The organism is Runella sp. R5_40 (assembly GCF_057652295.1).
Window position 1 is genome coordinate 534,552 of the sequence record NZ_JBYFCH010000001.1, and the last position, 24,950, is coordinate 559,501.

Below are 24,950 nucleotides of genomic sequence, written 5' to 3' on the forward strand. Positions count from 1 at the left end.
ACTATCGTCTGACGCCGTACTTACTGTTGTCATGCGTCAGACGACAGTCAGACGCGCTAAAGTCGGGTTGTGAGCAACCCTTTGCACGTACAATCTGTTTTGCGTCTGACTATCGTCTGGCGCCGTACTGTTGTCATGCGTCAGACGACAGTCAGACGCACTAAAGTCGGGTTGTGAACAACCCTCAACACTAACACTAGGCTTTTTCTGCTCTCAAGCGCCAGTTATCCACAAAATCTTTGCCTGGGATTGGCAAATCAATGTCAATTTCAGGGGCTTTGGCAGCGACGGTGTATTCCATCACATAAAAGCAATTTCCAAAGATATAGTGTAACTTAAAGTTTTCTACGTTGGCAGGTAAATCGGCGATGGGCACCTCCGCACGGAACAACGGGTTGGCTTTCCAAAGCGTTTGGTACGTGGGCTCATTGCGAAGCCATGGCGCCATACTTTCGTCTCCAATCACGACTTTCCCTCCTACTTTCACCACGCGAGTAAGTTCCGCAAAGGCTTTTTTACGCTCTGAGAATGTATTAATACCTCCAAAATGGAATACAGAATCAAACGTCCCGTCCGCAAAAGGTAAGTATGAGCCATTTCCCAAAAAGAAATGAATATTTACATCCTCCGCCTTCAATTTCTGCGTAGCAAGGCGCAACATATTAGGTGAAAGATCTGACAATACCGCCGTTCCACCTGGGCTAATTTGCTCAATAATCAAAGCCGAATCTTTTCCCGTTCCTGCTCCTACTTCAAGCACGGTTTGGCCAGGTTGCAAGTTCATCAATCCAATCATAAATTGGCGAGTGGCTGCTTCGTCAGAGTGGTTCAATGTTTCAAACACCCACGAAACGCCACGGTCGTAGCGTTGATACGCTTGGTCGTAGAGATGCTGCTCGCGGGCATCATCTTCAAACAACTCGCGCGGATGCACCATGTCGATGATGTTTGAATCCAACACAGGATAAACTGTACCATCAGGAGCAGTAAGCGATTGGCCATCTTCGGCAACTTGTAGCGGCTGTCCCGTTTTAGGGCAAACCAATGAAGCAAGGAATTGAGTATGTGTCATTCTATTAGGATTCTAAACTAATCATCAAGAGGGTCAAAATTAACGCAACTTTTATACTTTGGCAAAGATGGTTTCTAGACCAAAGGAGGGATTTATTATTCGGTTCGTACAAAAACGCGGGTATTTTCTACTTCTCCCACCAGTCGATAGTGCGCTGCAATCAAGGCTTTTAGTTCTGGAAAAGCTTCATGCGCTTGCGTTGCGCGATCGTAGAGCCACAAGCTATTCGGCCCTACGGCATCTACAAATACTTTAGGGGTATTCTGTTTTAAATCAGCCAGATAGCGTTTGTAATAAATCTCCCGCATCGGATGCGGATAAATACATCGCTCCGAATGGTTCTCGGCCGTTCCTTGAGGCATTTGGGTTTCTACGTGGTATCGACACATCCAACCCCAAATCACCAAGCGGTCGTTAGAGGAAGCGTACTGTTGAATCAATTTTGACACCTGACTTACAGGCACGCGGTGGTCGGCCGTCGAAAGATAAGCATTGAGCGGTTCGCGTTTCAGCACTTTGTAGCCAAACCAGCCTACCCACACCCCCACGGTAAGTATTACCAGCGCCGCCATTGTTTTGGATTGGGCTACCAAGGTATTGATCCCTAACGCCGCCATCAGTCCAAATGGATAAATACACAGGTTGAGGTAATGTACAAAATCATTTCCCGACTTGGTGGCGGCATACAACGCTGTCAACAGCCAAAGCACGGCAAAATAGAACAATGTTGTTTTATTTTTTGCTCCTCTAAAAGCCAACAATACCAACGGCAAGGTAGTCAGCAAAAACGCCATAAAACTGGGGCTTTTGGCAAAAAAATGCGGTAAACGAAGAATCGAATCTATCAACGAACTACCACCTGCATAAATGAGGTTTCCAAGAACGTAAAAATTCCAAAAATCGTCGAGCACATCGTACGTCCACGCCCACACTAAGGTCAATATCGGAAATGTCACTGCCCCAAGTACCAAGGCACTGAGTTTGGTTATCCGTTTCTCCGTATTCCACCCCTGTATGATTGCAAATAGCCCAATCACCGCAGCTTGAGGCACTACTTGAATTTTAGCAAATGGGCTCATGCCTAAGACCAGCCCAAGCAAGAACCAAGGGGCTATTTTGGGCGAAGGATTCCAATTTTTGGACAGTAGCCAGAGCCCTATATTTAGTACCAAAATGGGGAGTTGTTCGCTCGAATAATGCACATAATCCGCTTCTTGGGTAAATGCGAGCAAAAACAACGGCGGCAGTAGCGCAACGCGAGCAGCGTTTTCTCCCCACCAATTTTTCACACTGCGGTAGAAAAACCACAAACTTCCCAGCACACAAAGCAAGCCCACCAAACGCCCCGAGGTATAGTCTATCGCACGTCCAAAAAACGAGGGCAGCAAAAGAGCATAATTATCGAGTGGGCCAATGGTAGTTCCATCCACCGACTGCCAATAAATAGGATACTGTTTGAGGGTAATGGCGTGCGCCAACATTTGGCTTTCGTCGGGGTTAATTTCTTGGTTGAAAATCACCACGGGCAAGCGCATAAACAACAACAATGCCGCCGACAAACCCAGAAAAAGAATTTCTTGAAAGCGCTTATTTTTCAATAATGTCAGCACCACTATCGCTCCTGCAAGGAGATAGCCAAGGGCAAAATACACTATTGGAAAATCGTCGAAACTCAACACAATTGCTTATTGGTTATTCGCTGATGAACACTGATTTTAACTTATGTCTTCTACTTTCTCGATAAAATCGCGGTACTGAAGCACGGGAATAAACTGCTGTTGGGTACGGTATTGAAGCACCATAAAAACAAGAAAAAGCGAAATCAAAAACGACTGAAGTACCACAATTAACAAGGCCGAACTGAGCGTAGATGCCCAGCCTGGCGAGGCGTCGTTCATCCATTTCAAAAACAATACGACACAAATGACCAACAACGCCGCCAATGACATCCCAATCGAAAAGATTAAAATGCGAACCGCCGTTACGTCAATCAGTACCGAAATCGTACTTAGTCCGTGCAATACCAGCGACACAAAATTCATCTTGCTTTCGCCCGCCAAACGTTTTCCACGTTCGGTAGGAATGGCTACGTACGGAATCCTTGACCTAATAATGCCCCCAGGAAAATTGTTCCATATTTCGGAAACGCGCACAAGGTTTTGCAAACGTCGTTGCGGAATCAAAGAGAAGTTTCCAAACGTAATCACTTTCCCCGTCAACTGACGAAAGATAAATTTATAAATACCGTAGAAAAAACGAAAAGTAAAGCTTTCTTGGCGTTTGGTACGTTGCGCAAAAACGATACGGTCAGGCGATTGCTCCGAGGCCGCCACCAAGGCATTGATGTCTTTGGGCGCATCTTCGCCGTCGGCATCCATCACAATCACTTTTTCGCACGATACCTCCTTGGCAATGTAAGACAACCCAATCGCAATGGCTCGTTGATGGCCCAAATTGCGATATAGACGCACAATTTGCACCTGTTGCCCCCGAAACGCCACCAAATGCTCTAAATCTTGGCTAGAACAATCATCTACAATAACCAAAGACGTAGTGGCCAACAGTTCGGCCACTACGTCTTGATTAATGCGTTCGATAAGCAGGTTTAACGCCTCCCAATCGTTGTATTGCGGTATGAGTATGACGTATTTTGAAGTCATTGAGTTTGTTATCAGTTTAACAGATAACAGTTCTACACAGTCATCGCCAAACGAGCGGCGATACCGTCGTGGATTTGAACAAGTGTTTGTTCGAGGTTATAAGTCCAGTTCCAATCTGGGTAGTGGCTCTTGAATTTCGTCAAGTCACTTACGTACCAAATGTGGTCACCGATACGGTTGGTTTCTGAGTAATGATACGTTAATTTTTTGCCCGCAATTTTCTCACAAATGGCGATTGCTTCCAACATCGAGCAGTTGGCATAGCGGCCACCACCTGCGTTGTAGGCTTCTCCTGGACGTGGGTTTTGGTAGAAATGCCAGAACATATTCACCAAGTCATAGCTGTGGATGTTGTCACGTACTTGCTTTCCTTTGTAACCGAAGATGGTGTACGGGTTATTGGTAATCGTACACTTCATCAAATACGCCAAAAAGCCGTGCAACTGCGCACCTGAGTGGTTAGGGCCAGTCAAACATCCACCGCGGAATACGCCTACTTTCATGCCAAAATAACGACCGTACTCTTGGCACATAATATCTGCCGCTACTTTCGACGCTCCGAAGATAGAGTGTTTGGTATGGTCAAGGCTGTGGTGCTCGTCGATACCATTTTTGAAATACGCGTGGTCTTCCGAAATCTCCCAACGGCTTTCTAGTTCTACCAATGGCAAGTAATTAGGGTTATCGCCATATACTTTGTTGGTCGAAGTAAAGATAAACACCGCCTCTGGGCAGTTTTGGCGGGTCATTTCAAGCATGTTGAGCGTTCCGACCGCGTTTACCCCGAAGTCAGTAAAAGGCTCACGTGCCGCCCAGTCGTGGCTTGGTTGAGCCGCGGCATGAACGATTAGCTTAATGTCGGCACCATATTCTTTAAAAATGGGCTCCAACTGGCTCACTTCACGGATATCAGCGCTGTAGTGCTTATAATTCGTGTACGCATCTTGCAAACGGTTGCGGTTCCATTCCGTGTTTCCGTCTTGCCCAAAGAAATATTGACGTAAATTATTATCTACCCCAATCACGAGGTCAAATTTATCAGCAAAAAAAGCGACCGACTCGCTTCCAATCAATCCAGCCGAACCAGTGACAAGTGCAATGTTCATACAAGAATCGTCTTTTGAAGTGTTATGTATATTGGAAAATTTCTATTTTTCTCTTTTAAAGGCGTAAAATAAGTCAAAAAAGTTCAATTCGCCTAATCCGTAAAATAAGTCAGTTAGTCAGCTTTCTCCAGTTTAAAACTAAAGGTTGTCCCTTTTTCCACTTTGCTCGCTACCGAAATCTTTGACCCGTGCGCACTCAAAATATGCTTCACAATGGCCAGTCCCAGCCCCGTTCCTCCTTTTTCACGCGAGCGGCTTTTGTCCACCCGATAAAACCGCTCAAACAAGCGCGGCAAGTGTTCCGACGGAATCCCAGGGCCATTGTCACGTACGGATATTACAAAATGTTTTTTCTCTTCCTCAAAATGGACAACGACTTTTCCGTTGTCATTTCCGTATTTAATGGCGTTTTCGATGAGGTTTGTCATCACTTGCGTAATTCGATAGGCATCGGCTTTTACCCAAACGTGCGCCAGTTGGTCGGGTTTAATTTTTAGGAGGGTTTTGCGCAAGTTTGCTTTGTGTTCAAGCTGTTCACAGACTTCCAAGGTCAGCAAACGCAAGTCCACCATTTCCTTGTGCATTCGGATTTCTCCCGTTTCCATCTGCGACAGTGCCACTAAATCTTTGACGAGTGCATCGAGCCCATCCAAGCTTTTGGCGGCTTTTTGCAGAAACTTATCCCGCACTTTTACATCGTCCATGGCACCATCCAGCAGGGTATGAATAAACCCTTGCGCCGCAAAAATGGGCGTTTTTAATTCGTGCGAAACATCCGCCAAAAACTCCCGACGGAATATTTCTAGTTTTTTTAGTTCGTCGATTTCTTGCTGCTTTCGAGCCACATAGACAAAAATCTCTTGGTTGAGTTTTTTCAACGGATTGGCATCGCTCACAATCGACTTCCTTGGAAAGCTAAAGTCCTTGAGTTTCAGGCGTTGAATGGTCTGGTGCATTTTGGTCACTTCACGGTACACCAAAATCTCAATGGCGTACATTATGAGAAAAAAAGCGGCCGAAAAACTGGCGAGACCTGCCACAAAAAACATACTTCCGTTGGTACCACTTACAAACGAAAGAAAGGCGACAGTAATGGCCGAAATGGCCAAAGCAAGTAAGAAAGCAATGATACGTGGCGTAAATCGCATGAGGGTAAAGATGTCTCTGCCGCAAAGTTACGCAAATATTTTTCCTGAAATTTTAAGAAAATGTTTTGTCTTATGCTTGACTATCTGTAACTTTGCGCTCCGTTTTGAAATTTTTGAAAAGCAATGGCAAAGAAAGGTAACAGAATACAAGTAATTTTGGAATGTACGGTTCAAAAGGAATCAGGCGTTCCTGGCATGTCGCGTTACATCACGACAAAGAACCGTAAAAACACACCTGCCCGTATGGAAATGAAGAAATACAATCCATACTTGAAGAAAGTAACGGTTCACAAAGAAATTAAATAATTTGTTATTTGTTGATCGTTAACTAGTTAATTGGTACTGTTAAACGATTAGACACTAACTTTTAACAATCTTAACTGATACTTACAATGGCAAAGAAAGTAGTTGCAACCCTGAAAAAAGAAGGTGGTAAGACTTATGCTAAGGTGATTCAAGCTGTGAAATCTCCAAAGACTGGTGCTTACACTTTTAAAGAGGTTATCGTTCCTACCGATGAGGTACAGGCTGCGTTGAAAAACTAATTCGCAATCTCTGTTACCGTAACGATATTCTAAGAAAGTCCCCATGAGGGACTTTTTTTGTTGTACATTTGTGGCAGAATTTATACAAACGATAACATGGGTTTATTTGATTTTTTCTCGAAAGAAAAAAAAGAGACGCTCGATAAAGGGCTCGAAAAATCAAAAGAAAGCTTCTTTGGGAAATTGAGCCGCGCACTCGTCGGTAAATCAACCGTCGATGAGGAAGTCTTAGATGAGTTAGAGGAGATTCTGATTAGCTCAGACGTGGGCGTTGGCACGACCGTCAAAGTCATTGAACGCATCGAAGCACGCGTCTCAAAAGACAAATATACAAGCACTGGCGAGCTCGACCGTATCCTTCGTGACGAGATTGCTGCCTTGCTTACCGAGAATCAATCACTTGATGTTAAAGACAGCTTTGAAACCGACAACCTACCGAAACCTTATGTCATCATGGTTGTGGGGGTAAACGGCGCTGGCAAAACAACGACCATTGGAAAACTGGCCCACCAGTTCAACAAACGTGGCAAGAAGGTAGTCTTGGGCGCAGGTGACACTTTCCGCGCTGCTGCTGTAGATCAGCTCAAAACCTGGGGACAGCGCGCTGGCGTGCCCGTCATCGAGCATGGTATGAATACCGATCCTGCTGCCGTGGCGCACGATGCCGTCAAGAAAGGGGTAGAAATGGGTGCTGACGTGGTAATTGTAGATACTGCTGGGCGCTTACACACCAAAGTAAACTTGATGAACGAGCTAACGAAAATTAAGCGTGTGATGCAGAAAGTATTGCCCGAAGCCCCTCATGAAGTATTGTTGGTGTTAGATGGAAGCACAGGCCAAAATGCCGTGATTCAGGCACGTGAATTTACCAAAGCCACCGAAGTTACTTCACTGGCGATTACGAAGCTCGACGGCACTGCCAAAGGGGGCGTTGTGATTGGTATTTCAGACGAGTTCAAAATTCCTGTCAAATACATTGGCGTAGGCGAACGCATGGACGACCTACAAGTGTTTGACCGTACCCAATTTGTCGATTCTTTATTTAAGAAATAACCGCCCAAAAGCACGAACAAAAAGAAAGCCGACCCTCAAGAGAGTCGGCTTTTATATTTTGCCTAGTCAGGCGCTTCAGTTTACTAGAAACGGAAGTGCGAGAACGCTTTGTTGGCTTCAGCCATACGGTGCGTATCGTCTTTCTTCTTCACAGAAGCACCTTCACCTTTTGATGCCGCAACGATTTCAGCCGCCAAACGGTCACGCATGGTTTTTTCACCGCGCAAACGAGCGTACTTAATCATCCACTTCATACCCAAAGCAACTTTACGGTCTGGACGAACTTCAGTTGGAACTTGGAAGTTAGCACCACCTACGCGGCGGCTTTTCACCTCTACAGCAGGCATTACGTTGTTCAACGCACGGCGCCATACTTCAAGGCCACTTTCGTTAAGACGTTTTTCAGCAATTTCCAATGCACCGTAGAAAATTTCGTACGCTGTACTTTTTTTACCTTCCAACATCAAGTTGTTCACAAACTTGGTTACCATTACGTCCCTGTACTTAGGGTCAGGCAATAGGTATCTTTTTTTAGGTTTTGCTTTTCTCATTGTACTGAGTTGTTAATCAATGTAGGTTTCGTTTTTCAACTGATTCATCCCGAACTAGCTTCGGGATTACTACCCTTTTATGCTATAATGTACTATGCAAACAAAAGGACGAACGCTAACGCGTTTTAATTACTTCTTCTTACCTGGTGCTGGTTTTCCACCCTTTCCTACTGGAGCTACTTGTCCTGGTTTCGGACGTTTAGCACCATAAAGTGAGCGGCTTTGTTTACGACCGTTTACACCTGCGGTATCAAGCGCACCACGAACGATGTGGTAACGTACCCCTGGAAGGTCTTTTACACGACCACCACGCACCAATACGATTGAGTGCTCTTGGAGGTTGTGACCTTCGCCTGGGATATAAGCGTTGACTTCCTTCATGTTTGACAAACGTACACGCGCAACTTTGCGCAAAGCCGAGTTTGGCTTCTTCGGGGTCGTGGTGTATACACGCGTACATACACCGCGACGTTGTGGGCAAGAATCTAAGGCTGGTGACTTAGATTTCCACGTCATTTGTTCGCGTCCTTTGCGTACTAACTGTGAAATAGTTGGCATTTTATACTGTTTTTTTCAAAAATGGTTATACCACCCCAAAAATGGGAGTGCAAAAATAGAAGTTTATCTTCTGATCACCAAGAATATACGCTAAGTTTTTTTAGTAAGTATGCTATTTGGAGAAAATTATTCTCAAAACTGTGGTTCAATATAAAAAACCAAATAACCACAAGGGGATGACATTTGTATAACCTATTTCAATGTTATCTTTTACAATCCAGGCGTTGGATAATGCCGCTATTTGCTTCTTTTTTTTGTTTTTTCCTCCTACCTCTAACGTATATTTATCATCTACCATAAAATCACCTTGTTCAGCTAATACCAAATGGTGTCCTTTATTACAGAGTTGATTTGCCACAAATGTTTCACGTAGGGTACCTTCATTGGGCGTTTTACCTAACGCGTAATTGAAATTCGTATTCTCCAAAACAATTTTATCAGGCTTTTGAAGTACCGAAGTTCCATGGCCTTCTTTGTGAATATTACGAATGATCGCCGCTTGTTCTAGGTGTTGAAGCCACATTAGTACGGTATTTCGGCTAACTTGTAGTACCGTAGCTAATTCTTGAATATTGGGAATGTAAGGAACTGTATCAGCTAGAACTCCCAACAATCGTCTAATTTTAGATTGATGACTCGCTGAATAATCATGCAAAAAAGCTAAATCAAAGCCCAATACAGCATCAATGAGCTGGAAAGTTCTCATCCCATATTCTTGCTCAGAAGAAGTTTGAACTCCAAGTGGTAAATAGCCAGTTTGAAGATATTTTTTGAAGTGTAGCAATGGAGTCTTTAGTGTTTGCATCAACTCCATTGCTATTATTTGATGGTTTTCGAGCAGGTCACTTAATGGAAAAGAAGGTAAATCAGCCAGTTGGTATAATGATAAATACTCTCGAAACGACATTCCATGTAAGGTAACACTCAAAGCCCTACGACTTAAATCGGCCTCTCCTCGGTAAATATCAAGGGCAGATGAAGCCGTAAAAAGTACCCGCATTTCAGGAAAGCCATCATAAATATTCTTTAACTCCGCCGACCAATGAGCGTATTTATGCACTTCATCAATAACTAGTAAACGCCCGCCCTGTTTGTGCCATTCTTCAGCGGTTTCGAGCAATGAATGTTGGTAAAACCACGGATGGTCAGCTGTGACGTACAAGGACGTTGACAACGACTGTGTTTTAAAATATTGCAACAATAACGTTGTTTTTCCTACTCCCCGAATTCCCTTCACACCTACTAAACGGCTATGAAAAGGGATCTGCTGATATAAATACCGTTTAAACGATAGAGGCGTATTTTGCAGTATATTGTTTTGAAATGAGAACAATTTTTCCATAAAAACGTTTTTGTTTCAAAACAAATATAGGTTATTGACGCCACTTCTACGTTACAAATCCCTATTTTATTCCTTCCTTGGCTAGGTCGGCGTAGCCACCACCCTGCAAATTGTAGATTAATTTAAAGCCTGACTCTTTTAAAATTTGTGATGCCTTCGTACTACGCCCTCCTACGGCACAATAGACAAAGACGGGTTTGTTTTTATCAAGCTTTTGGACTTGCTCTTTGAATGCTGGGTCGTTGTAATTAATACATTTCGATGACGCTATTTTTCCCGCATTCCATTCGTTGGGGGTACGGACGTCCAACAATTGGGCATTGGGTGTGGTCTTGAGTTTTTGAATAAAGTCTTTAGGGGCTAAGTTTTCTTGGGCACGCAAAGAGGTGCCAGCCAATAGCACAATAACAAAAGTAAAAGTTGCAAGCAGCGTTTTCATGTTGTGAAAAAAGTTAAGATAAAAACAGTTCTTTGAATAAAATGTAAAAGCCCATCACGAGCACAAAATAACCAAAAATTGGCTTTAATTTATCACCACTGATTTTGCGAGCCAGCGAACTCCCCAGTAAAATACCGATGACTGCAAGGGTAGAAAAATGCACAAGAAATGGCCAGTTGATGCGCGAATGGAATTCGTAATCGCGCCAAAAACCCGTCAGGGAGTTTGTCGCAATGATGACTAACGATGTCCCTACGGCCTGTTGCATCGGAAGGCGAGCAATCAGCACCAGCGCTGGAATAATCAAAAAACCGCCTCCCGCTCCCAGCAATCCCGTGATTCCGCCCACTAAAAAACCCTTGAGCAACATATTTATGACGTGCCAATACCCACCTACTGATGGATTGCTATTCCTTGGGAATTGGTTTGGCGGATTTTTTATCATCGAAAATGATGAAAAAACCATCAATACCGCAAACAATGCCAGTAAAAAGCTCGAACGAGAAAGAATAAAAGTACCAGCTTGAAGTATTGGATTGGGAATAAGGGGCAGCAAATAGGTACGCGTCAAAAACACACTCACCACCGAAGGAATTCCAAAAGTTAACGTCAGTGGCCAATGAATATGCCCCGCACCCGCTCGGACCGTGGCTCCAACTAGGCTCGTGAGCCCCACAATAAAAAGAGAATAAGTGGTGGCTAGAAGTGGCTCAACGCCAAACAAATATACTAAAATGGGTACGGTAAGAATAGCTCCACCGCTACCAATAAGTCCCAAGCAAAGCCCCATCACAAGCGCTCCTGCGTACCCAATGATTTCCATAAAAGTAAAGCACAGCTAGGAGGATGGTTTGGCGACTAACTGTGCTTTACAAATTTACAGTAACTTTTCTTCTAAGGCTAATTTTACCAATTCGGCCGCATTATGTACTTGAAGGCGGCGCATCATGTTGGCACGGTGGTTGTCAACAGTACGAACACTAAGATCAAGAGTATCAGCAATTTGACGACTACTCATGCCTTCCACCAGCAATTTTAGCACTTCTTTTTCTTTTTTGGAAAGTAATGTTTTTCGTGATTCTGACGCTTTTTCTACTTTTTGAACCTGCGACAAATACCCATTCACAATCACTGCCGCTACTGAAGGGTTGAAATATTTTTCGCCATTTTTAACCGAATGTAGGGCCGCTAAAATTTCATCACGCGTGGCATCTTTCAACAAATAACCGTACGCCCCTGCCTCCACAGACTTGAGGATGTACGCGTCATCGTTGTGCATTGATAAAATGACAGGTCGGATGGCAGTGCTTTGCTTCACCACTTTACCTACCAACTCAATACCCGACATGCCTGGCATCGAAATGTCAATGAGCATCACCTGAGGCTTTAAGTAGGCAATTTTTTCGAGGGCTTCTTCCCCATTGGCGGCCTCGCCAATGACTTCGATTTCGTCGGTACTTTCTAAAATCGACCGCAGCCCATTTCGGACTATTGTGTGGTCATCGACGAGTACTACTTGGATTTTCTTCATGTTGTTAGTTATGTTGAGGAATATTTACAATGATTTCGGTGCCTTGGCCTACTGTTGAATGAATTTTGATTTTCCCATCCAGCAAACGCGTACGTTCTTGGAGGTTGGTCAAGCCATGCGTAGGCACGAGCGTTGATTGCGTTTTTTTATTGATTCGGAACCCTTTGCCGTTGTCGGTAATTTTGAGTACAATGTCTTTTTCTTGACGAAAAATACGAACGGCAATAGTGGTGGCTTGCGCGTGTTTGACGGCATTGTGAATGGCCTCTTGGGCAATTCGGTAAAGCCCTATTTCAATCCGTGGTTCAAAACGTTCGTCGTTAAGATTTGACTCAAAAACCAACGGCGCGCCTGTATTTCTGACGGTAGAATCCACAAGCTGTTTCAGGGCCAACTTCACCCCAAAATCATTCAGAACGGTAGGCATCAGGTTGTTAGAAATCCCTCGTACTTCTTGGATTGTTTGCCCTACCAATTGTCGAAGATTGATGGCTTGTTGGCGGTCCTTTTCTGACCATCCCGTTCCATTTGAAAAGCTTTCGGCCATCAATTTCAGCCCAGTTAGCATCTGCCCTACCCCGTCGTGAAGCTCTTTGGAAAGGCGGCGACGCTCTTCTTCTTGCCCTTGCAGCAGCGCTGAAGTGTGAATTTTTTGTTCTTTCAGTTCTTGGCGGTGCCGATGTTGCGTGACTTCTAGCAACTTGGCCTGCGTAGCACGCAGCTCTTGATAGGCTTTTTGAAGTTCTTGGTTGGCCTGATGCGTTTTTTCGCGTGCTTCTATGAGCTGATGAAGCGTTTCGGAAAGTTTTACGACGGCGGGGCGAAAAATAAATAATCCCTCCACTAACAAAACACAAAGCGTAAAAGCCATCAGCCAAAGTTCAATGCGTCGGAGCGTTGTCACTTTGGCTTTGGCTTCTTGGTCGTATTGAAATACGATTCGATCCATTTTGCGCAAAAACACAAGTTCATGCGCAAAGATATTTTTTAGGTGAACATCCACAGTTCCTTCGCGGACGGGCTGTTCGAGCCAGCCGATGACCGCATGGGTACTGCGCGCAATTGCCTGAAAATGCGCATCAATGTCCTCAAACATCGCCCGTACGGTATCGCTGTTTACCGAAGTCGCTTTAATATCCCGAAGGTTTCCCGTTTTTAATTGGTCGTGGTGATCTTCCCAATCGCGTAACACCTTTTTTAACTCTGTCACGTGCGTTGCTTTATCGGCCAAATCTGGTCGCTGGGTAAGTAAAAGGGCACTTTTGGCAATCAACTGACTTTGAAAGCGTTGACGGCCCGCATAATTCACCAGCCAGGAGTCGTGCAGCGACCCCTCCAAGGAATTTTGAACCAATAATTGTCCGAGTATCGTCAGAAATGCAACCAACGATAAGGCCATGATATACAGCCGAGTAAAACGTTTAGGTACGCGTAATGGCATAAGTTGGAATGTTAAATTCCGATAAACACAAATCCGTCTTCTATCTTAACGGGATACACATTGATGCAATAATCTTCGCCTTGTAAGTTCAGTCCTGTCTCAAGGGAAAACGTTTTTTTATGAAAAGGACACGCTACTTTCGGATGCCCCTGCTGGTCGCCAATCATCCCACGGCTCAAGGCCATTTGATGCTTGTGGGGGCATTCGTTGTCGGTCGCGTACCATTTATCGAGTTGTTTGAAATGAAACACCGCAATTTGTTTGTCGTTGTATTTAACACAAGCACCCCCATTTTCGGGAAAAGCAGAAATGGGTGCTGCTTTGAACCAAGTAGTAGGTTGATTATTCATTTTAATTCAGTTTTAGGGTGAAACTTGGATAGATTACCAATCAGCGGGGCGTTTTTGTCCACGCATCTCCACAAACTCCAACGTTGGATCAGGCTCTTCCACATTGACAAAATGAGAAAAACGAGCCCTGATTTCAGGCGTTTCAACGGCCACTCGCCACTCATCGTGGTACGTATCGACCAAGTATTGCAGCTCGCGTTCCAATTCAGCCGCAATCCCTAAACTATCATTGATAATCACGTCGCGGAGGTACTCCATTCCCCCTTCCAATTTATTGAACCAAGTAGCGGTGCGTTGGAGTGGTTCAGCGGTTTTGATGTAAAACATCAAAAAGCGGTCGATGTACTTCAAACAAGTTTCATCGTCGAGGTCGCTGGCTAGCAGCAGCGCGTGCTGAGGCTTGATTCCGCCGTTTCCGCATACGTACAAATTCCACCCTTTATCGGTTGCGATGATGCCAAAATCTTTGCTTTGGGCTTCGGCACACTCACGCGTACAGCCCGAAACGGCGCTTTTAAGTTTATGTGGCGAACGAATGCCTTTGTATCGGTTTTCTACCCGAATCGCAAATCCGACCGCATCTTGTACCCCAAATCGGCACCACGTACTTCCCACACAACTTTTGACCGTACGCAACGATTTTCCGTAGGCATGACCACTTTCAAAGCCTACTTCGAGCAGCTCTTCCCAAATAAAAGGCAGCTGTTCAACCCGCGCTCCGAACAAGTCAACCCGCTGTCCACCAGTAATTTTACAATACAAATCATACTTTTTAGCGACTGTTCCGAGCGCAATGAGTTGTTCGGGGGTAATTTCTCCGCCTGGGACGCGGGGCACGACCGAGTACGTCCCTCCTCGTTGAATATTGGCCATAAAACGGTCGTTCGTGTCTTGAATTACCGCCTGTTTGGCAATGACATCGTTATAAATACTGGCCAGCATCGAAGCGACGGCTGGTTTACACACCTCACAGCCACAGCCTTTTCCAAACTTCGCTACCACTTCGTCGTAGGTGCGTGTCCCCGACGTTTGAATCAGGTGATACATTTCTTGGCGCGAATAATCGAAGTGCTCGCAAAGCACTTTTTTTACAACTTTACCTTGCTTTTTGAGGGTTTCTGTCAACAAATCAGACAGCATCGGCACACAACCTCCGCAGCCCGTTCCTGCTTTTGTGCACTTCTTGATGGCCGCTACATCGGGCAAGTTGTGTTCTTCAATGGCCTGACAAATAGCTCCTTTGGTAATGTTTTCGCACGAACAAATACTGGCCTCGTCTGGCAGGGCAGCAACGCCTGCTCCCGCCGAGGCACCATCACCTTTACGCGCAGGCAGCACCAAATCTTCGGGGTTAGGTGGCAATACCAAACGATTTTTGACCGTTTGAAGAAGCATGTTGTAGTTTTCGGCTTCTCCCACCAAAATCCCCCCTAACAGGTATTTCCCATCGGTCGTCACATTCAGGCGCTTATAAATACCTTTGAGTTTGTCTTCCACCACAATCGTATCGTGGGGAGTTTGTTCACAGAAAGGCTCGCCAAAACTTGCCACATCGACACCGATGAGTTTCAGTTTTGTGGACATATCAAACGCCTTAAATTCCTTGACAGTTGGGCCTTGTACTAGGTTGTTTGCCACCACTTCGGCCATTTCGTAGCCAGGGGCAACGAGTCCATAAATCATTCCTTGATGAAGCGCACATTCACCGATGGCATAAATATCAGGATGCGACGTCTGAAGTTGGTCATTCACCACAATACCACCCCTTGGCCCAACGGCGATAGCGGCTTGTTTTGCCAGCTCGTCGCGGGGGCGTATTCCTGCCGAAATCACGACCATATCCACCTCCAGCGAGGTTCCGTCCGCAAACGAAAGCCCAACAACTGCCGCTCCTCCGTCAAACTGTGACGTGTTTTTATTGAGGTGAATTTGAATCCCCAACGCTTCCATTTTTCGTTTGAGCATCCCAGCCCCTGCCGCGTCCAATTGCCGTGGCATAAGTCGCGGTGCAAACTCCACTACGTGGGTCTCTAAGCCCAAATCGAGGGTTGCTTTGGCGGCTTCTAGCCCCAAAAGCCCTCCTCCAATCACCGCAGCACGCGTTGCCCCTTTGGAATAACCAATGATGGCGTCGAGGTCTTCGATGGTTCGATACACAAACACCCCTTCTTTTTCTACGCCTGGCACAGGAGGTACAAAGGCCCCTGAGCCCGTCGCCAACACCAGCTTGTCGTAAGGAATTTGTAACCCTGTGTGGGTCTGAACATAGTGAGCTGCGGGGTCGATTTTGACCACACACTCCCCAGTAAGTAGTTGGATGCCGTGCTCGGCATACCAGCTTGCGGGCGCCATTGTCAGTTCTTCGACTGACGTGCCCGAAAAATACGCGGAGAGATGAACCCGATCGTACGCTGGACGAGGTTCTTCACCAATTACCGTGATAGAAAATAGGCCGCCACCTACTTTTGTCAGCAACTTTTCGCAGAACTTATAGCCTACCATTCCGTTGCCTACTACCACTACCTTTAGCGGTTGTGTCATGGAGAAAATTGTTTTTACAATCCCTAATTTAATCCTCTATATGTACTTCAATTTTTAATGAGTAATTCTTATAAAAGTTGAATCCTGTGCTACTTAGAACAAAAACCAAATATTCTGATTTTTACAATTTTTACACCAATGATGGCTGTTTTTAAAACTAGCTTTTGCAAAAATAGAATATTATTTCCTACGAATACTTAAAAATAATACTTAATTTTGAAAAAATACTTAATTTTAATCTATTATTCTATCAATATGCACATTGGTAAAATAATATTTCAAAAAAGTATTTATAAAGTACAAAATACACCAAAAGGGTGGCGGCTCTTTGGTGAGTAAATAAGTTAAATTAGGGACTGATTATGAAACCAACATTGACACTGGTAGGGGCTGGCCCTGGCGACCCCGAACTCATCACACTCAAAGGCATCAAAGCATTACAACAAGCAGACGTTGTTCTTTACGACGCTTTGGTATCCACCGAACTCCTCACCTACGCCCCTGCTCACGCGCAGCTGGTTTATGTAGGCAAACGGCGTGGGCGCTGCGAATTTGCCCAAAGCGACCTCAACCAACTCATTGTTGACTATGCCCTCACGTATGGGCATGTCGTTCGCCTCAAAGGTGGTGACTCTTTTGTCTTTGGCAGGGGGTACGAAGAAATTGCCTTTGCCCAAGAATTTGGCATTCAAACCGCCGTAATTCCTGGCATTTCGAGCAGCATTTCGGTACCTGCCCTGGCGGGTATTCCGCTTACCTGCCGAGGAGTGAGCGAAAGTTTTTGGGTACTCACGGGCACCACCAAAAACCACAGCCTCTCCAACGACGTCGCCAAAGCCGCTCATAGCACGGCTACCCTCGTGATTTTGATGGGAATGCAGCACCTCAGCCAAATTACCTCCCTGCTTTCGGAGGCAGGACGTGGTCATACGCCCGTCGCTATTATCCAGAACGGCAGCACACCCCAACAAAAGCTTGGCCTAGGCACCGTTGATACGATTGTAGAAGTGGTTGAAAAAGAGCAATTGGCCAACCCTGCCATCATCGTTATCGGAGAAGTTGTACGGTTACATCCTGCCTATCCCAACGGTAGGTTGGAAGCAACGATGGCTTTTGGATAAAACCAATCCTTCCCATCACCATGAACCGTCTTTTATCTTTTCTCATTGTTGGCATGAGTTGTCAGTTAGCCTTTGGTCAAACAACCCCAGAATTGTGTCAGGGTGGCTATTTTACCGAAGCACAGGGCAAAGAATTTTTAGAAAAACACGTTCCTTCTTCCAAAAAAGAATGGGAAAACCGCGCTGCCCAAATCCGTAATCGCATTTTGGAAGGAGGTGAACTCAAAAACCTTCCACCCCGCCCAACATCTAAACCCATTGTCCACAGCCGACGAGAGCTAAACGGATACAGCGTTGAAAATGTGGCTTTTGAGAGCGTAGAGGGCTATTATGTAACGGGAAATTTGTACCGCCCCCTCCAGCAAAAAGGGCCATTTGCAGCAGTACTTTGTCCACACGGACATACCCAAAACGCCGATGCTCGTTTTTTGGAGGCAATGCAGTTTCGCTGTGCCAACCTGGCCCGCATGGGTGCCGTTGTTTTTGCGTTTGACATGCTGGGGTACAGCGACGCCCAACAATGCCAACACAAACTTCCCAAAGCGTTTAAACTGCAAGCCTTGAATAGCATTCGGGCATTGGATTTTTTGCTAGACCAACCTGGTATCGATAAAAATCGGGCAGGTGTGACAGGTGAATCAGGCGGAGGTACTCAAACCTTCATGCTTACCGCCCTCGACCCGCGCGTAAAAGTGGCCGTTCCTGTCGTGATGGTTTCGGCGCATTTTTTTGGCGGATGTACCTGCGAAAGTGGCATGCCTGTGCATAAAAAAGGAGATTTTCAGACCAATAACGTAGAAATTGCCGCCCTTGCTGCACCTCGACCCTTGCTAATTGTTTCGGATGGTGCCGACTGGACCAAGCACAATCCTGAGGTGGAATACCCGCATTTGCAGAAGATTTATCGCTTATACGGAAAAGCTAATTTGGTAGAAAACGTCCATCTACCCACCGAAAAACACGACTACGGCCCTTCAAAAAGAGCCGCAGCCTATCGTTTTTTGGCTAAACACCTACGTTTAGATATTTCGAAAGTGACCAAGGCCGATGGCAGTATCGACGAAAGTAATGCGCAACTGCTCGACCGTAAGCTGTTGGAAGTATTCAACGCCGACCACCCACGCCCTAGCAATGCGGCCATCGGCGATGACGCCGTGACAGCCTTGCTCAATTGGTAATCAACTATTGGTCAACGGATTTGATACTGTAATTTTTGGTAAACTGCCACAACAACGCTGGCGCAAAACGCTTGAGGTACGTACCAAGGGTTTCCATAAAACCTGCAATAACGACCTCTCGCTTTCCTGCTTTGAAGGCTGCGACCATTTTACGCGCACACACATCGGCTGGAATCCCTTTGGCTTGGTTTTCGTCCATCTTGCCAAAGGGTTTTCCGTCTTTTCCAATGGCATTGTACGAAATATTGGTTTTGATATAGCCAGGACACACAATCGTCACCTGCACTCCTTCTTGCCATACTTCCCCGCGCAACGAATCAAAAAAACCTTGAATGGCGTGTTTGGAAGCACTGTAAAACGTGCGAAATGACGTACCAATTTTGCCACTTACGCTGCTTGTTACCAGTATTCCTCCCGATTTTTGTGCCAACAAATGCGGCAGGACTTCGCGCGTGAGCAGGACAAGGTTCGTAAAATTAGTATCCATCAATCGCTTAAAATCAGCAGGGGCAATGTCCAAAAACTTTTCGCGCTGACTTACTCCTGCGTTGGGTACTAGCACGTCGATACGACCAAAATGCGCCAATACGCTCTGAGTTTTAGCCGCAAATTCTTCGGGGCGAAGCATGTCAATCGGCAGTGTCATCACGGCGTTTTCTGGCAAAGACAATTCTCGTTTGACGCGTTCCAGTTCTTCGAGACGCCGCGCTGAAAGCACTAGCTTGGCGCCTTCTTTGGCAAATTCATGTGCCAAAGCCTCGCCAATTCCCGACGAAGCCCCCGTTATCCAAACAACTTTATTGGTTAGGTTCATTTATATTCGGTTTCCTGTTTTTTTCTTTAGAATTCCCTGTCATGCTGACGATAGGAAGCATCTATTTCCTGTTTTTAGTCGTCGGGTTGCGAGCCCCATATTCGGTCGGGTTGTGAGCAACCCTCCACACGTTAGCAACCCTCCTCACATTAACGCCCCCTTCTCACATTCGACATTCTACCCTCTGCACTCGACATTCCAAATCGGTCGGGTTGTGAGCAACCCTCCACACGTTAGCAACCCTCCTCACATTAACACCCCTCCTCACATTCGACATTCTACCCTCTGCACTCGACATTCCAAATCGGTCGGGTTGTGAGCAACCCTCCTCACGTTAGCAACCCTCCTCACATTAACACCCCTCCTCACATTCGACATTCTGTCCTCTGCACTCGACATTCCAAATCGGTCGGGTTGTGAGCAACCCTCCACACGTTAGCAACCCTCCTCACATTAACGCCCCTCCTCACATTCGACATTCTACCCTCTGCACTCGACATTCCAAATCGGTCGGGTTGTGAGCAACCCTCCACACGTTAGCAACCCTCCTGACATTTGCCTAAATTGAGTTTTTTTGCAATATCGTGCATTTTTACACGTTAATTCCACCAAATGACATTTTTATGACCAGACTGCGTTTGTGCGTTCCTTTTTTCTTGATTTTCATTTTCCCTCACGCTCGCGCCCAGCACTTTGCTTTGAGTCGTCTTTTTTACCCTAATGCTACACTTCGCGCCGATATGATGGCCGATGCCAACATGGGAAACAGTCAACGTTTTGGGCTTACTAGAACGTCGTTCAATGCCATCATTCCACTCCGCAGCGAAGTGGATGTGGCATTTAGTCTTCGTAAAAAACTGGACTTACGCGCCCGTCACTTTTTGATGTTGGCCAATGCGTCACAAATCAACCCAAGTATCAACAGTACCATCACGCCCGACAATGGCTACAAAACGTTTTCTGCGGGTGTCTTGATGCTTCAAGCCAGCCTCCGCGACCGCCTGTGGATTTATGGCGGTGGTCTGGGACTAACGGAGTCAAACGAGACGTTTTTTACACCTCAGCCTTTCTTTTGGGGCGGAGGGGCGCGGATGCGAATTTTAGGAATCCATACCCAAATCGCTTACGGAACAGTGCTGATTTATAACCAAAAAATTCGCTTCGTACCCGTTTTTGGTATTAATAAACGCATCAACAAACAATGGCGCGTGTCAGCGTTGTTACCGTTTCGTACTGATGTCAACTACCGTTTCAATGAATGGCTAAACTTCGACATGATTGGAGCATTCGACGGTTATAGTGGTGGTTTTCAACAAGTAACCAGTGTAGAAAAAATGCTCCGACGGAGCAATTACCAGCAGGTGAAATTTTCGGTTGCTGCCAATGCGCACTTGTTTACCGTTTTCAACGTGTCGTTAGAAGCAGGCTTGGGAACCTTCCGCCAAATCCGCACCTTCAATGCCGCTCGCGAAAACCTCGGAACTCAGAACCCCAACATTGCCCCCTTCATTGGAGCCAGTGTGCGTTATATCTCAAGTAAGTCAAAGCTTTCGTCGCAGTTTACTAGGAAGTTAGGATTTGGAGAGTCAGGTATCAACTGGTAAACCTTCCGCGCGAAACCCCAAGGCAGCCCTCAAAAGCTGCCTTTTTTTATGGGTTGATGTGTATAATAATCCTGTCTTCATCATGAGTTAACATACCAATTGTTCTTTTGCAGTTAATTATCCCCGTTTCAATCAAACCTCTCCCTTATGAACAAATTTACACTCCTGCTCTTATCCACGTTCCTGCTCGGCACGGCTGCTGCCCAAAATGTTGCCAAGGGAATTGTTTACGAAGACCTAAATGGCAATTTTAAGAAAGACAAAAAAGAAAAAGGCATTGCCAACGTTGCCGTTTCCAACGGTACAGACGTGGTGCTTACCAACGCAAAGGGTGAGTATCAGTTGCCCGTTGGCGACGATAATATCTTCTTTGTCATCAAACCCACAGGTTATAAAGTAGCCTTGGACGAAAACAACCTCCCAAAGTCTTACTATTTACACAAACCCAAAGGTGCACCCGAATTGAAGTACAAAGGAGCAGCACCAACGGGTGCACTTCCTGCTTCATTGGATTTTGCCTTGACGGCCTCTCCCGAAGCCGATAACTTCAAAGCCCTCATTTTTGGTGACCCACAACCCTATACTTTAGACGAAATAAAACACTTTGAAAAAGGGGTTGTCCAAGAGGTAGCAGGCATCAAAGAGGTCGCTTTTGGGTTGAGTTTGGGCGATTTGGTGGGCGATAACCTTGATTTACACCAAGCGTATAAAGAAACGATTCGAAAAGTGGGACTTCCGTGGTATAATCTTACAGGCAACCACGACATGAACTACGACGTGACCCAAGACGAACATGCCAACGAGGCGTTTCAATCGCATTTAGGCCCCGTCAATTATTCGTTCAATTACGGCAAAGTCCATTTTATCGTGCTTGACGACATCCTCTATCCTGACCCGCGCGACGGCAAGGGCTATTGGGGTGGCTTCCGCAAAGACCAGCTCGATTTTGTAGAAAATGACCTCAAGTTTGTTCCTAAAGAAAATTTGGTGGTTTTAGCATTCCATATTCCTTTGGAATTAGAGGGAGAATCGTTTCGTTTGGAAGACCGCCAACGTCTTTTTTCTATCCTCAAAGACTATCCCAACACACTTGCTCTTTCGGCCCACACGCACTTCCAACAACAAAACCTTTTCGGTGCAAAAGAGGGATGGCAAGGCGCTAAACCTTTCTATGAATTTAACGTTGGAACAACCTCGGGCGACTGGTATTCGGGCGAAAAAAATGACCAGGGCGTCCCTGCTTCTACCATGCGCGATGGCACACCAAAGGGCTACGTTTTCCTAAATTTCAACGGCAATCAATATACCATCGACTACAAAGTGGTGGGCAAACCTAGCGATTATCAAATTGATATTTATGCACCAAACGTCATCCCGTCTGACCGTGGAACGGCGGCCAAAGTATATGCCAACTTTTTTATGGGAAGTGAAAAAGATGTGGTTGAATACCGCCTCGATAACGGCGATTGGAAACCCATGACCTACACACGGGAAGCCGACCCTCGCTATGTGGCGGCTCTTTACCGCTGGGATGCCTCGGAGAAGTTGATGCCAGGACGTCGGCCAAGCAATCCCGTCAAGTCAACGCACTTGTGGTCGGTGGCATTTCCAAATACCAAAGTAGAAGGTACGCACACGATTGAAGTTCGTGCCAAAGACATGTTTGGGCGGACGTTTACCCAAACAAAAACGTTTCGGGTAGAAAAACCGTAATGTTTTTGTTCGACCTTACAACACCTCTCCCATTACTTCGTCCAACGAACGGGCATCGGGAAAAAAGGACAACACCCGCGTCAAGACGCCTTCAATGATGGCATCAGGGCAAGACGCCCCGCAAGTGAGCATGACAGTCACCGAATCTTTATCTGGAATGAAGTTTTCGGTGACTTTTTCTTTCTTTCGGTGTAAGTCGTAGTGTTTGATGAGGTTGCGATCCAAAATTTTGTTGGCCGACTCAATAAAATACGTTGGAAATTTGGTCTCGCAAAGTTCTACAATGTGGGAAGTATTGGAGCTATTATAGCCGCCTGCAATCAACACAAAATCAGCTTGTTCTTTCAACAAAGCGTAAGTCGCATCTTGATTGTCGTTGGTGGCGTAGCAAAGGGTATCTCGCGTGTTGGCAAAACGACTTTCTACTTCGTGCGGGGCAAGGTCGAAATGTTTTATCATTACCTGCTTGAGATAATCCGCAATTCCCTGCGTGTCCGAAGCGAGCATCGTTGTTTGGTTGACAACTCCAATGCGTTGTAAATCTTGTTCTGGGTCAAAACCTACGGAATATTGCCCACTAAACTCCTCAAAAAATTCTTCTTTATTGGCCTCTCCCGTAATGTAACGGGCCAGGCGTTCGGCTTGTTTTTGGTTTTTAACAATAACCGTGGGAGCATCCTCTTTACTATGCGAAAACGTAGCCCGCGTTTCTTCGTGTAACGGTTTTCCGTGTACGACAATCGTATAATTTTTCTGTCCGATTTGGGCTGCGCGATTCCACACTTTTTCCACAAACGGGCAAGTAGTATCGTATTTGTAGGCGTCGATGCCAAGAAGTTGCAAGCGATTTTGGATTTCGATGGTCGTTCCAAAAGCAGGAACAACAACAATGTCGTCCGACTTTAATTCTTCCCAAGGAATGATTTGACGGCCAGTGGTTTCCATCAAAAAACGCACGCCACGTTCCAATAAATCCCGATTAACGTCAGGATTATGAATCATTTCGCTCAACAAAAAGATACGCTTATCAGGATTTTCTTCGATGGCCCGGTAGGCGATTTCGATAGCGTTTTCGACGCCGTAGCAAAACCCAAAATGCCGCGCAATAAGAAACTTCACCGACCCGAAATCCAGCACGGTCGGCGACAAATCGCGCTTCAACTTGTCGTTTTTGCGACGTAGCTCTTTGATAGGAGTGATAATCCGACTACGATAAAATTCGGGTATTTGGAAAGTCTTCATGCTGTTGGAGCAGAATTAGACGTGGATAAAAAAATGGGTTGCTTAGACCGTCGCTGCAAAGGTACGACGAACGTTTTTATAACACGCTACCTTCCCACTTTGTTTCGACAAAATCTAAAATACTTGCTCGTTGATTTTTAATTGTTTCTCGGGATTCCACTGAAACGTGTAGCAACTGCTGCTGCTACGGGCCTCTACAATGCGGTAACCTTTGTAGTCAACGCCCCAGTTTCCACCAAAATGCCCGTCGAAAAAGGCAGGTTTTGAAAGCGTTTTACCCATGTCGATGGCATGGTCGTGCCCATGAAACATGGCTCGAAGATTAGGATATTTAGCCAGCGTTTTTTCCAATTCGGGGCACGTTGTGCCGTGCTCAGACCAAAGCTTGGCAGGAATGTGCATGAACAAAAATACGTGTTCTTTTTTGGTAAATTTGGCCAATTGAGCGTCAATCCACGGAATATCGGGGCAAAGGTATTCTCCTTTTTCGTTGGACGTATCGGCCAAAATAATCGCATTTTTACCAATTTCTACGCTGTGATTAAGGTCATATCCCCAAGTTTCGCGCCATTGAGCAGGTGTAACGTGGTCGTGGTTGCCACGAGTAACGTAATACGGAAAGCCCAATTGGTCAAAGTACTGCTTAACTTCGGGCAAAAACTGAATGTTATCGTGAAATAAGTCTCCGTTAAAAACCACAAAATCAAGCCCTTTTTCAGCCCGTTCTTGCTTAAAGTACTTGATGATGTTTTCGTGGTAGGCTTTATAATCGGTTTTTGCTTGCCCATAATGGCCATCGGAGGCCACAGCAAAACGCAATCGACGGGAAGACTTGGTCGAAGGTGGTTGACAACCAAGCGCTACAAGACCTACGGAAAGCTGGAGAAATTCGCGACGTATCATAAAAAAAGTGTTAAGGGTTGCTCATAACCCGATTAAGT

At 45.6% G+C, this 24,950-nt stretch carries 24 protein-coding genes; 7 read left to right on the forward strand and 17 right to left on the reverse strand.

The genetic code is table 11. The features are described from left to right. Positions 1-196 precede the first annotated feature (196 nt). From AC23N5_RS02340 to AC23N5_RS02360, 5 genes are all read right to left on the reverse strand, one after another. The gene (locus AC23N5_RS02340) at positions 197-1,072 is read right to left on the reverse strand and encodes a class I SAM-dependent methyltransferase (RefSeq protein WP_183978219.1); all 876 of its coding nucleotides are present in this window, start codon (positions 1,070-1,072) and stop codon (positions 197-199) included. A gap of 95 nt (positions 1,073-1,167) precedes the next feature. Continuing rightward, positions 1,168-2,751 (reverse strand): hypothetical protein, encoded by a 1,584-nt coding sequence (locus AC23N5_RS02345; RefSeq protein ID WP_487754341.1) that lies wholly within the window; start codon positions 2,749-2,751, stop codon positions 1,168-1,170. Positions 2,752-2,787: 36 nt separating this feature from the next. Continuing rightward, positions 2,788-3,732 (reverse strand): glycosyltransferase, encoded by a 945-nt coding sequence (locus AC23N5_RS02350; RefSeq protein ID WP_183978215.1) that lies wholly within the window; start codon positions 3,730-3,732, stop codon positions 2,788-2,790. Positions 3,733-3,764: 32 nt separating this feature from the next. Continuing rightward, on the reverse strand, positions 3,765-4,838 hold the full coding sequence (locus tag AC23N5_RS02355; protein WP_028523861.1) for an NAD-dependent epimerase/dehydratase family protein: 1,074 nt from the start codon (positions 4,836-4,838) through the stop codon (positions 3,765-3,767). A gap of 113 nt (positions 4,839-4,951) precedes the next feature. Further along, positions 4,952-5,986, reverse strand: coding sequence for a sensor histidine kinase (locus AC23N5_RS02360; protein WP_183978211.1), 1,035 nt, complete (start codon positions 5,984-5,986; stop codon positions 4,952-4,954). Between the two features lie 123 nt (positions 5,987-6,109). Between AC23N5_RS02360 and rpmG the strand changes: the two genes are divergently transcribed. From rpmG to ftsY, 3 genes are all read left to right on the forward strand, one after another. Beyond that, positions 6,110-6,292, forward strand: coding sequence for a 50S ribosomal protein L33 (gene rpmG, locus AC23N5_RS02365; protein ID WP_028523859.1), 183 nt, complete (start codon positions 6,110-6,112; stop codon positions 6,290-6,292). Positions 6,293-6,378: 86 nt separating this feature from the next. Then, positions 6,379-6,531, forward strand: coding sequence for a DUF4295 domain-containing protein (locus AC23N5_RS02370; protein ID WP_084332196.1), 153 nt, complete (start codon positions 6,379-6,381; stop codon positions 6,529-6,531). Positions 6,532-6,627: 96 nt separating this feature from the next. After that, on the forward strand, positions 6,628-7,584 hold the full coding sequence (gene ftsY / locus AC23N5_RS02375) for a signal recognition particle-docking protein FtsY (protein ID WP_487754342.1): 957 nt from the start codon (positions 6,628-6,630) through the stop codon (positions 7,582-7,584). Positions 7,585-7,667: 83 nt separating this feature from the next. Here ftsY and rpsG read toward each other — a convergent pair whose 3' ends face one another. The 9 genes from rpsG to nirB all read right to left on the reverse strand — a co-directional run bounded on the left by rpsG (position 7,668) and on the right by nirB (position 16,337). Then, entirely contained in the window at positions 7,668-8,135 is a 468-nt protein-coding gene (gene rpsG, locus AC23N5_RS02380) for a 30S ribosomal protein S7 (protein WP_122932575.1), read from the reverse strand. 129 nt (positions 8,136-8,264) lie between these two features. Further along, positions 8,265-8,693, reverse strand: a complete 429-nt coding sequence (gene rpsL, locus AC23N5_RS02385) for a 30S ribosomal protein S12 (RefSeq protein ID WP_028523856.1) — start codon at positions 8,691-8,693, stop codon at positions 8,265-8,267. A 145-nt stretch (positions 8,694-8,838) separates the two neighbouring features. Further along, positions 8,839-10,035: an ATP-binding protein gene (locus AC23N5_RS02390; RefSeq protein ID WP_183978208.1), complete on the reverse strand. Its 1,197-nt coding sequence runs from the start codon at positions 10,033-10,035 to the stop codon at positions 8,839-8,841. A 61-nt stretch (positions 10,036-10,096) separates the two neighbouring features. Beyond that, positions 10,097-10,474, reverse strand: a complete 378-nt coding sequence (locus AC23N5_RS02395) for a rhodanese-like domain-containing protein (protein ID WP_183978206.1) — start codon at positions 10,472-10,474, stop codon at positions 10,097-10,099. A 13-nt stretch (positions 10,475-10,487) separates the two neighbouring features. Continuing rightward, on the reverse strand, positions 10,488-11,297 hold the full coding sequence (locus tag AC23N5_RS02400) for a sulfite exporter TauE/SafE family protein (RefSeq protein WP_487754343.1): 810 nt from the start codon (positions 11,295-11,297) through the stop codon (positions 10,488-10,490). Positions 11,298-11,351: 54 nt separating this feature from the next. Next, entirely contained in the window at positions 11,352-12,005 is a 654-nt protein-coding gene (locus tag AC23N5_RS02405) for a response regulator (RefSeq protein WP_028523852.1), read from the reverse strand. Positions 12,006-12,009: 4 nt separating this feature from the next. Further along, complete coding sequence (locus tag AC23N5_RS02410; RefSeq protein WP_487754344.1) at positions 12,010-13,446, reverse strand: ATP-binding protein; 1,437 nt, start codon at positions 13,444-13,446, stop codon at positions 12,010-12,012. Between the two features lie 11 nt (positions 13,447-13,457). Continuing rightward, a complete protein-coding gene (gene nirD / locus AC23N5_RS02415; protein WP_183978200.1) occupies positions 13,458-13,796 on the reverse strand; it encodes a nitrite reductase small subunit NirD in 339 nt (112 codons plus the stop codon). A gap of 33 nt (positions 13,797-13,829) precedes the next feature. After that, the gene (gene nirB / locus AC23N5_RS02420) at positions 13,830-16,337 is read right to left on the reverse strand and encodes a nitrite reductase large subunit NirB (RefSeq protein ID WP_487754345.1); all 2,508 of its coding nucleotides are present in this window, start codon (positions 16,335-16,337) and stop codon (positions 13,830-13,832) included. 362 nt (positions 16,338-16,699) lie between these two features. On the opposite strand from nirB, the gene cobA reads away from it, so the two are divergent. Next, positions 16,700-17,458, forward strand: a complete 759-nt coding sequence (gene cobA, locus AC23N5_RS02425) for a uroporphyrinogen-III C-methyltransferase (RefSeq protein ID WP_487754346.1) — start codon at positions 16,700-16,702, stop codon at positions 17,456-17,458. Between the two features lie 20 nt (positions 17,459-17,478). Further along, on the forward strand, positions 17,479-18,636 hold the full coding sequence (locus AC23N5_RS02430) for an alpha/beta hydrolase family protein (RefSeq protein WP_487754347.1): 1,158 nt from the start codon (positions 17,479-17,481) through the stop codon (positions 18,634-18,636). A gap of 4 nt (positions 18,637-18,640) precedes the next feature. On the opposite strand, the gene AC23N5_RS02435 is transcribed toward AC23N5_RS02430, so the two are convergent. Beyond that, entirely contained in the window at positions 18,641-19,450 is an 810-nt protein-coding gene (locus AC23N5_RS02435; RefSeq protein WP_487754348.1) for an SDR family oxidoreductase, read from the reverse strand. Between the two features lie 623 nt (positions 19,451-20,073). Between AC23N5_RS02435 and AC23N5_RS02440 the strand changes: the two genes are divergently transcribed. Both AC23N5_RS02440 and AC23N5_RS02445 read left to right on the forward strand, forming a co-directional pair. Beyond that, positions 20,074-21,054, forward strand: a complete 981-nt coding sequence (locus tag AC23N5_RS02440; RefSeq protein ID WP_487754349.1) for a hypothetical protein — start codon at positions 20,074-20,076, stop codon at positions 21,052-21,054. Positions 21,055-21,201: 147 nt separating this feature from the next. After that, on the forward strand, positions 21,202-22,767 hold the full coding sequence (locus AC23N5_RS02445) for a calcineurin-like phosphoesterase C-terminal domain-containing protein (RefSeq protein ID WP_487754350.1): 1,566 nt from the start codon (positions 21,202-21,204) through the stop codon (positions 22,765-22,767). A gap of 15 nt (positions 22,768-22,782) precedes the next feature. On the opposite strand, the gene AC23N5_RS02450 is transcribed toward AC23N5_RS02445, so the two are convergent. Together AC23N5_RS02450 and AC23N5_RS02455 are read right to left on the reverse strand one after the other, a co-directional pair. Beyond that, complete coding sequence (locus AC23N5_RS02450; protein WP_183978188.1) at positions 22,783-24,009, reverse strand: 4-hydroxy-3-methylbut-2-enyl diphosphate reductase; 1,227 nt, start codon at positions 24,007-24,009, stop codon at positions 22,783-22,785. A 114-nt stretch (positions 24,010-24,123) separates the two neighbouring features. Continuing rightward, positions 24,124-24,912, reverse strand: a complete 789-nt coding sequence (locus tag AC23N5_RS02455) for a metallophosphoesterase family protein (protein ID WP_183978186.1) — start codon at positions 24,910-24,912, stop codon at positions 24,124-24,126. Between the last annotated feature and the right edge of the window lie 38 nt (positions 24,913-24,950).